The following is a 6,474-nucleotide window of genomic DNA, read 5'->3' on the forward strand; positions in this document are numbered from 1 at the left end:
GTTCCTGGCCCGGCCGCTGCCGAGCTGGGCGGCGTGAGCCGGCCGGGCGCCCGGCCGCGCGGCGTGGGCCACCTGGCGGCGTGACCCGCGCCGGGCGCCCCGGCTCCGGCCTACCGCCGCCAGTAAGCGCCACAGGCGTCGATCCGGACGAGAGGGGCGTCGATGCCCTGGGCCGCCCGGAAGTCCTCGACCGCGCGGCGGCAGCCCTCGACCGCACCGTAGTCGTCGATGATGCAGAAGCCGCCGTCGGACAGCTTTGGGTAGAGCGTGGTCAGGGCCTCGATCGTGCTGGAGTACATGTCGCCGTCCAGGCGCATGAGCGCGAGCCTGTCGATCGGCGCACCCGGCAGCGTCTCGGAGAACCAGCCGGGCAGGAAGCGCACCTGGTCGTCGAGCAGCCCATACCGGCGGAAGTTGTCCCGGACCTCTGCCAGCGGGACGACGAGCTCGGCCACCGTGTGGTGCCGGTCGCCGGTGTCGGCGGGATAACGGCCGGGATCGGGCTCCGGCAGCCCCGAGAACGAGTCCGCGACCCACACTATGCGGTCCTCGACCCCGTGGGCGGCGAGTATTCCCCGCATCAGGATGCACGAACCGCCCCGCCAGACACCGGTTTCGATCAGATCCCCGGGAACGTTGTCGCGCAGAATCGTCTCGACGCATTCCTGGAGGTTGTCCAGACGTTTGGCGCCTACCATGGTGTGCGCGAGTCGGGGCCAGTCCTGGCCGTTGCGGCGAACCTCGGGGGAGACGATTCTCGCCACCGAGAGATTCCGCCGCTCGAGCAGCCGCTGCAGAATCCGGGCGCTGCGGCGCCCGCGCCAGACCGCGCCGTCCCGTCCGTCCCACAACGAGAAGGAAAGCACCTCCTTCAGCAGATGGACATACCGTTGCGGAAGTTCCTCTCCAACGGTCGGTGACACGTCGAGATCCGTCATCTCTGTCATTCCTTCTTTTCTTCTCCGGGGATACTTCTCTTTTCCGGGGTGCGGATGCCGTCGGGTGGGCGGCTTTTCCGGGATGTGGTTCTCCGGGGGCGCGCGCGGCCGACCGGCCGAGGCGGTGTCAGGACCAGGACACCCAGCGGGCGGGACGGGGCTCGTCGGGCAGGGGCACCGCCTCGGCGGGCATGCGCAGCAGCCCGTCGACAAGACCGTGGAAGGCGAGCAGGCAGGAGGCGTACCCGCGCCTGCGCACGGCGTCCTTCACGGCGGTGCCGGGCACCAGGACCAGCATCGACCACAGCGTCACCAGCGCCGTGCGCAGTGCCCAGCCCCGGGCCCGGACGAACCACAGCCTGTTGCGGACGCTGTAGTAGATGTACCGGCCGGCCGGGATCGTCCCGCCACTGGCGTGCCAGGCCCGCGCCGGGCTGAGCATGACGCGCCAGCCGGCCTCCCGGGCACGGTGGCAGAAGTCGGCATCCTCGAAACCGAGGAAGTAGCGTCCGTCCATCGGCACGTCCCGGTGACATTCGGCCTTGATGAACATGGCTGCGCCGGTGACCCATTCGGCCTCGCACGGCTGGCCGACGGACGGCGTTCGCAGTACCCTCGGCGCGGCGAGGAAACGGGTGAGAACAGCGGCGCCCGACTGCAGCCCCCGAGCGTTGACCAGCGTCGGGCCGACCACACCGACCCGGTCGGTGGCCAGCAGGTCCAGGCACGCCCCGATCGTCGCGTCATCCATCCGGATGTCGTTGTTGAGCAGTAGATAGCAGGACGCCGTCGGATAGACCCGGGTGGCGTGCTGAAAACCGCCGGCGAAACCGAGATTGCGGGACGGGACTATCCAGGAAATCTCCGCGGGAATGCCCGCGGGGCGTTCCGACAGATCGTTGGCCACCACCACCACCCGATGCAGCAGCGCGCTGCGGTCCAGTTCGCAGGCGAGTTCGACGGTGGGCTCGGCCGGCCCCCAGTGCACGATGACCGCGATGTTCCTCATAGCTGATTCCTCATGACTGGTTCCTCATGACCGCTCCGCGGAAGCGGGGCGGTTCGGCGCGGTGTCGCGGCGGTTCGGCGCGGTGCGCCGCAGCACCGCGCCGAACATCAGTGCCGCGGACAGGGTGTAGATGACGATCGACATGGCGGCGATCAGCGCGAGATTTCCGGTGGGCACGGTCACACACAGGCCGACGACGGTCAGCGCAGCCGCCAGCGCCTGCGTCCCGTACACGCTGCGCTGACCGGACAGGCTCAGCAGCGCGTGGATCAGCAGGTAGTCCGCGGACAGCGGGATCGCCGCGAGGACGAGCGCCCGGGTCGGCGCCACCGCGGGTAGGAACTCCCGACCATAACAGAGGGTAATCAATTCGGGGGCGAGGAGCATGACCGGCAGGGCCACCCCGGCCGCGACGCCGAGCGCCCACCTCACCCCGCGTCGGATCAGCAGGCGCTGCTGGTTCAGGCCGTGGGCGTGCCGCAGCCGGCTGAAGGCGAGCATCCCGACCGCCTGGCCGAGCGCGGTACAGGTCAGGCTGGCGGTGGCCGCGACACCGTAGAACGCGACGTCGGAAGTGGGCCGGGCGGCAGCGACCACCACCGAGTCGAGCCGGTAGATCACCTGCGCCCCGATGGCCGTGGGCAACGCCGCGACAGCGCCCCGCACGAGCGCCCGGGACGGCAGGAAGCGGGCTGGCCGGCGTGGCGTGCCCGGCTCGCCGAGGGTCCGCGCCAGCATCACCACCGCCGGGACGGCGACGCCCACCCCCGAGCACAACAGCCAGACACCGACCTCGCGGGTGCCCGCGCGCCACGCCACGACCAGCAGGAACAGGCCCGCCAGCGAGGGCAGCAGCCGTACGAGCTGGAACTCGCCGGTCATCCGTGACCGGCGCTGGGCCATCCCGGAGGCCAGCGACGCGGCTACCGCCCCGGCGGTGGCCGCCGCCGCCCCGATGACCCCGTACCCGTCCAGCCAGGGCTGGGCCCCGACGCCCGCGAGCGTCCCGAACAGCGCGGCCGCCACCAGCGCGACGACGGCGACCTGCGCCAGCAGCGGGCCGGCGAGGTCGCGGTCGCTGCCACGGCCGGTCACCACCGCCTGTGTCACGCCGAGGGTCAGCACGACCGCCGCCACCCCCGACATCGTCTGGGTGGCCACGAACGCGCCCCGGGCGGTCGGCCCGAGAACACGCGCGGTCACGATCCCCGAGGCCAGCCCGATCAGGATCGCGGCGGCGTTGCCCGCGGCGACCGCGATCCCCGACGGCATGCCCGGGCGCGCGAGCGTGGCCAGCCGCCGGGGCCGCCGGTGCCGGGCCGTGGACGGCCTGCCGAGGGCCGTGACGGGAGGGCCTGCGGTGGGGCCCACGGCGGGGCTGGCGACGGTGCTCATGACGGGGTCTGCGGTGGGGCTCGCAGCGGGGCCCACGGCGGGGCTGGCGACGGTGCTCATGACGGGGCCGTCGGCCCGGGCGTCCTGCGTCGTCACGGCACGGCGTTCGGGGTAGCCGTGCCGTCCGTGCCGTTCGGGGTGTTCGGGGTGTTCGTGCCGCTCGGGGTGCCGGGTGCGGTGTGGTCCGGCGGCCGGGCGCCGCCGCGGGTCACCGCCGGTCCCGCGGGTACGGCCGGTCCCGCCGGTCCCGCCGGTCCCGCCGGTCCCGCCGGCTCTGCCGGTCCCGCCGGCTCTGCCGGTCCCGCCTGCCCAGCCTGCCCAGCCGACACGGTTGCCGTTGCGTCCGCTGCTGCCGCCGCGGCGGCGGCGAGGACGTGCGCCGAGGTGACCAGGCCGCCGTCCGCCTGCCCGGCCGTGCCGGCGGCGGCATCGCGCAGGCGGCGGTGGAACTCGCGTACGGCCGCCTCATGCCCCTTGTCCTGGCGTCCCTGCCAGACGGTACGGCCACCGACGGTAAGCGACCGGAAGTCGTCGAGGACGAGGTGCGTGCCGCTGGCCAGCGCCTCCAGGCGCTCCTTGCCGATACCCGCCGGGCGCGCGGAGGAGTAGACGATCACCGAGGCCGACTGGTCGGCGTGCCCGAGCACGACCGTCACGTCGTCGGCGAGCAGTGCGCCCCCGCGTCCGGCCGGATGTGCCCGCACCGACACGATCTCCGACGGGTTCAGGAACGCGCAGGTGTCGACGAAGTGGCAGACCTCCCCGAGCAGCCGCCCGCCCTGGCGGCGGTCGGCGTACCAGTGCCCGTCCGCGACCTTCCCGGCCGCTACCCGGTAGATCAGGGTGAGCGGGGACGTCCGGGCGTCGAGGTGTTCCCGGGCGAGCCGGGCCGCGGGTGACCAGCGCCGGTTGAAGCCGGTGAACAGGACGCCGTCGGAGCGGCTGGCGGCGTCCGCCACCGCCCGCAGCTCGTCGAAGGACAGCGCGAGCGGCTTCTCGCACCAGACGTGCCGGCCGGCCTCCAGCGCCTGTACGACCAGGTCGGCGTGGGCGTCGTGCGGGGTCGCGATGACCACCACGTCGACGTCGGGATCGTCGATGACGGCGTCCGGGCCGCCGGCGATCCTCGTGAAGCCGGCGCGCTCCCCGAAGCGTCGGGCACGCAGGCCACCGGCTGAGCCGACCGTGACGAAGCGGTCGAAGCCCGCGGCCCGGAAGGCGGGCAGCAGCACGGTGGCGGAGAAGGCGCCGGCGCCGATCCAGCCGATGCCGTAGCCCCGCCCGGCGGCCCGAGCGCTGTCGCTGTGTGTGCTGTCGCTGTGTGTGCTGCCGTCGGGTGTGCTGTCGTGTGTGCTGCCGTCGGGTGTGCCACTGCCTGCGCGGGCGGCGCGGGCGGCGCGGCGTGCCCCGGCCGGCCCGGGGAGGGTGGGCAGCCCGCCGGCGGCCCGGGAGAGCCCGGCCGCCAGGGAGGAGCCGGGCAGCCGCAGCGGCAGGGACAACCGGGAGGCCCCGGCCGGCCCGGGCTGCCCGGACAGCGCGGGCAGCCCGGCCAGCCCCGGCCGTCCGGGCTGCCCGCGCCGGGGCGGCAGGACGATGCTCGCCGGCAGCGTCCGGGAGACGTCGTAGTCGAAGCGGATCGCCAGGTACGGTTCGCTCCGGCTCTCGACCAGGGCGTAGGCGTCGGCGGCGTCGTCGATGGCGAAACTGTGCGTCACCAGATCGGCGACCTTCAGCCGGCCGGTGGCCAGCAGGTCGACGACGGCCTCCAGGTTGCGGCCCTCCGTCCAGCGGACCTGGCCGGCCGGGTAGTCCACCCCCCAGTCCTCGTACGCCCGCTCGTAGCGGCCGGGGCCGTACGAGCGGGCGAACCGCACCGACAGCTCCCGGTCGTAGAAGGGCGTGCGGTCGAGCTCGAGCCCGACGTCCCCGACGATGACCACGGTCGCGCGGTCCCGGCACAGCGCCGGCACCCGGCCGATGAGATCCGAGCTCCGGGTGGCGGCGCAGACCAGCACGGCGTCCGCGCCCCGCCCACGGGCCCAGCGCGCCACCGCGGCCGTGGTGGCCTCGCCCTGTTCACGCAGGGTGAGGACGCCGGCCCGGCCGGCCGCGGCCAGCGGCAGGTCGGCGACGTCGATGCCGGCCACGTCGCATCCGCTGGCCAGCGCGATCCGGGCGGCGAGCTGGCCGACCAGGCCAAGCCCGACGACCACCACCTTCGCGCCCGGCCCGACGTCGGCCAGGCGCAGCCCGTGCAGGGCGATGGAGGCCACCGTCGCGAACGCCGCGTCCGCGGCCGGCACCCCGGCGGGCACCGGCACGCACAGCAGACCGGGCACCGCCTGCACTTCGGCGTGGTTCGCCCAGCCGGCCCCGCCGGTGGCGACGAGCTGTCCGGGCGCGATACCGGTCCCGTCGACCATCTCGCCGACGTCCAGCACGGTCCCGGCGGCGCTGTAGCCGAGCGGGATGTCCCCGCCGAGGCGGGCCCGTACCGCGCGGGCGGCCGGGCCGATCCCGTCGGCCCGGGCCCGTTGGACCACCTGGCGGACCAGGTCGGGACGGGCCCGGGCCTTGGCCAGCAGCCCCGACTGGGCGAGCGCGGTGACCGCCCGTTCCGTCCCGGGGGAGACGATGCTCGCCGCGGTACGGACCAGCACCTCGGTCGGTCCGATCCGCGGTGCGGGGACGTCGAGAACCTCGACCGCGCCTCCGCTGACCGCCTGCACCACCTGTTTCACGTCCGCTGCACCCCCTTGGCTCCGGCCCGGCCCGGCATCGCCGCCCGGCCTGGCACTTCCGGCCGGCCCGGCGCCCCTGACCGGCCCGGTGCTTCTTCTGGTTGGCCTGGCTGGCCTGTTGGGTCTGTTGGGTCTGGTTGGTCCGGCGCGTCCGGTCGGTCCGCCGCCGTCGGTCGAGCTGGTGGTCGAGCTGGTGGCCGCGGCCGGACGCCGGCCAGCTGGCCGGTCTCGATGTCCGTGTGGATCTCGATAGGCAGCTCGTGGTCGACGACGTAGGCGGCGGTGAGCGCCGGCACGGTGTCCTGCCAGCCGAGCGCGCGGTGCGTCGGGCGCAGCTCCCAGCGGCCCGTCCCGGCGGCGGCCGGGCCGCCACGCACGCGCAGGACGATCT

General features: G+C 74.3%; 4 protein-coding genes and 1 pseudogene. All 5 read right to left on the reverse strand.

Translation table 11 applies throughout. The annotated features are described in order from the left end of the window. Positions 1–110: 110 nt before the first annotated feature. Positions 111–947 carry a TylF/MycF family methyltransferase gene (locus NBW84_RS18000; protein ID WP_250285899.1) on the reverse strand — a complete coding sequence of 279 codons (837 nt, stop codon included), beginning with the start codon at positions 945–947 and terminating at the stop codon, positions 111–113. A gap of 118 nt (positions 948–1,065) precedes the next feature. After that, the gene (locus tag NBW84_RS18005) at positions 1,066–1,947 is read right to left on the reverse strand and encodes a glycosyltransferase (RefSeq protein ID WP_250285900.1); all 882 of its coding nucleotides are present in this window, start codon (positions 1,945–1,947) and stop codon (positions 1,066–1,068) included. A 24-nt stretch (positions 1,948–1,971) separates the two neighbouring features. Further along, positions 1,972–3,438: a lipopolysaccharide biosynthesis protein gene (locus tag NBW84_RS18010; RefSeq protein ID WP_250285901.1), complete on the reverse strand. Its 1,467-nt coding sequence runs from the start codon at positions 3,436–3,438 to the stop codon at positions 1,972–1,974. Continuing rightward, positions 3,435–6,083, reverse strand: coding sequence for a bi-domain-containing oxidoreductase (locus tag NBW84_RS18015; protein WP_250285902.1), 2,649 nt, complete (start codon positions 6,081–6,083; stop codon positions 3,435–3,437). Before NBW84_RS18015 ends, NBW84_RS18010 begins: the two co-directional genes overlap by 4 nt. Next, positions 6,080–6,474, reverse strand: a pseudogene (locus NBW84_RS18020) (hypothetical protein); the annotation flags it as partial. The gene NBW84_RS18015 and the pseudogene NBW84_RS18020, both read right to left, overlap by 4 nt.

The sequence above is a fragment of the Protofrankia sp. CiP1_Cm_nod2 genome (assembly GCF_920664355.1).
Classification (GTDB): domain Bacteria; phylum Actinomycetota; class Actinomycetes; order Frankiales; family Frankiaceae; genus Protofrankia.